Origin of the sequence: Bacteroides acidifaciens, assembly GCF_024623065.1 — a bacterium.
GTDB classification, from domain to species: domain Bacteria; phylum Bacteroidota; class Bacteroidia; order Bacteroidales; family Bacteroidaceae; genus Bacteroides; species Bacteroides acidifaciens.
Genome location: NZ_JANJZR010000150.1, coordinates 1 through 3,185 on the forward strand (window position 1 = coordinate 1; position 3,185 = coordinate 3,185).

Consider the following 3,185-nt stretch of genomic DNA (forward strand, 5'->3'; position numbering starts at 1 on the left):
AGAACATCGTATTTTGCTTCCACCTGGTCGATTTCGGCTTGTTGCATGGCTTCCACCATGGAAGAGGAAAGACCGGAAATTTTATCAAAATATCTTTTAGCATTTTCAATTCCCGCACCTAATCGGCCCCGTTGATATTGTTCCTCGCTAATCATACCCTGATCATGCAAATTCTCCAATTGCGCCAGTTCATTATTATATTCTTCCTGCCATGATACACCAATCCGTGCTTGACTCTGATATATACCATTCTCGTATTCAAAGTTAAGTTGATTTATTTCTCTATTTTTCTGACGTTCCAGTTCTACAATAGAAATTCCCGCCTGTCTCGCTATCTCAATTATGGCATTATAAGTCGTTTCTACATCCTGAACCTGTTTCCGGTGTGCTTCCTGCATACCGGTTATTCCTACCGGAATGGAAGTTATTTCACGTACTTTTTGAGCAATGGCCGCCCGATCACGTAATAGCTTCATTTCAGACTCACGAACGGCGTCGGCCGCTTCCGTTGCTGTTTCTATACGTTTCTGTTTGCCGGTAATTTCCAAAGCGGCAATATCATCCTGGTAGGTACGGTTTATCTCCAGAAGTTCTGCGGCGTGTTCCGCTTCAACTTCCAGCATATAGGCGTCGGCGGCTTCCTGCGTGATACTCTGGTTTAATACTGCTTTCTCCATGGTGTCCTTCTGGACGTTGTAATAGGCGGTTTCAATCTTTAACCGTTCGTCCCGTTTCTCCTGTACCAGTTTTATACGGGCGTCCTCCTGCTTGCCGGTTTCCGTAAAAATGGCCGTCTGTGCTTCTGTTTCGAGCTTGTGGATTTCATCGAGTAACTTCTTCTTTTGTGCCGGTGTCTTTGCTCCCAGCTTCTGGAGTGCGTCGATACGTTCCTGGTAATAGCGAAGGTTTTCCGCCGTCCCTTCGAGAATATACTGGGCTTCCGTCTTATTTTCCTTCTCCCGGTTCTGTTTGATTAGAAGCATACGTTTTTCGTGTTCGATCTCCAGAGGTTTTAATGTGGCGTCCGTTTCCGTATTTTTATACTCCCCGGCTCCCGCCTTCTTTTTGACCTTCCCCAGTTCGTTTAAACGTTTTATTTCGGCATCGATACGTTCTATTTCCTTGTTTTTCTTGGCGATATTCGCTTCGCTGTCTTCCGCCCACTGTTCCTGAACCTTTTTCTTTTCTGCTTCCAGCTCCTTTATAAGGGAGGTTTCTTTTATTACATTGTCAGCATTAGTGGTGCCTGTTGATGAAATTTGCATTTCTGTAGTTAAAAGCTCCCGGTTGATAACAGCGATAGCGTCTGTTATTTCTTTCAAATCCTTCCGGGTTTGTTCTGTTTTCTTTTTAGCGTTCTGGTATTCTGTTTCCATACTCTTAACATTCTGGTCCAAACCCTGATTAAGACTTTTTGTCCCGGATGTGGAAAGAGTGGAAGAACGCATGGAAGCCCCAATACGTGCACCGGCTAAGGAATTGGAAGCCTTTTCTTCTTCCTCTTTATTCTTTTCCAACTCCCTTTCTTTCGGAAATTTCTTTCTGTATAACTCGATCAGTTCTTCCCTGAATGCTTCCGCCTTTATTTGTCTTTCCAAGGAAGTTAAATATTCGTCTATGGCTTTTTTGTTTTCTCGTATAACCTTACCTTCCTTACTTAATTCCGCGTTATAATCGGGAATTAAATCTTTCAATTCACGTATTTTCTTTTCCCGTAATGTATTGGATATATTTTCATCATGTATAGCATCAATCAAGGCATTAACTTTCGCTTTCTGTTCATCATATCGCTTTGTAGTCTTCTCCATTGCCGAACCTAATGCCTTAACCGATTCTGACGCCTCCCTATTTCTTTTAACGAACTGGTAAATAGCAACTCCAGCCGCCAGTACTGCTGCAATTAGGGCCGTATATGGATTCTTCAAAAGTTCGATTCTCATTAACCGGAGTATAGCAGTATATCTTTTAGTATCCTTGTGTAATCGTGCCTGGGCTGCCGCATAAGCCAGAGTAGCCGCCCGGCTGATATAAAGCTGTACGGCGTGCGCTTTCTCTGCAACGACCGAAGCAAGGGTCGCCGTTTTAAAACGGGCGTGCCACATGGTAGCGATTTTCAGTCCTCCATAGTAAGAAACCAAATAAGCGGTAACGGTATAAGTGACAACACCCCATTTATTAAACATGTCAATCATACCTCCCACACCTTCCACCATAAGCGTAACAAGGTCTATTAAATCCCGGAGAATACCCTTTGATTCATAGAAACGTAAAACTACCCCTTCGATAGTTGAACTTAGCCGGTTTAATGCACCTTGAACGTTATCACCCATTTCTTCGGACATAGCATTAAAGGCATCTTCTGCACCTGTCACCGCGTCGCAAAGTGCCAGCACGGTATCGGTACCATTAAGGAAAGTGTTAAACGCTGCAACGGAACGTTTATCGGTCAGTTCAAGGGCCTTGTTCAAGTCTATTCCTTCACTGTTTAGTTTTTTAAGTCCCTTTATCAGATCATCCAGGTTGTTAACCGGACCACCGAGAGCAAGCGCGAGTTTGCCGCTACTGTCAGCCAGGTTAAGCAAAATATTACGTGTTGCCGTTGCTGCCGATGAAGCGTCGAAACCGCTGTTTGCCAAAGCTCCCAAAAGGGCGGTCGTTTCCTCAATCGTGAATCCGAAAGAATTAGCAACCGGGCCGACGGTAGACATTGCACTATTCAGGTATTCAAAATTCAGGGCCGAAGACGTTGTACCTATTGCCATGGTAGAAAGTGCCCGTTCCGTATCTTCTGCATCAAGGTTGAAAATACGCAATGTTGCACCGGCAAGCGTAGCAGCCGAGGCAAGATCCGTGTCCACCGCCTTAGCGAATTTCAGCACGGAAGGCGTCATAGCTTTAATATCCTCTTTGAAAAATCCCAGTTTAGCAAGCTCTATCTGAAGTTCCGTTACTTGTGCGGCTGTATAAGAAGTAGTGGCACCCAGTCGGCGCGCTTCATCCGTTAAATCTTTGATACTCTTTTTCGTGGTTCCCAGGATAGCGGCCAAAGTACTGTTTTTCTTCTCGAACTCTATAATAGTACTGATCGCATCCCTTAGCCCGCCGACAATCTGCCCAGTTATCATTGCGCCGATAGTGACAAACACACCGGCCAGAACCGTTTTTATCTTGTTCAAGGAAAGAAG

Annotated in this window: 1 protein-coding gene; it reads right to left on the bottom strand. The window is 44.6% G+C overall.

Features of this window, described 5'->3' with window-relative positions; translation table 11 throughout:
• Positions 1-3,185: phage tail tape measure protein (locus tag NSB03_RS20240; protein WP_257466616.1), on the bottom strand; the 3,185-nt coding region annotated here is incomplete at both ends.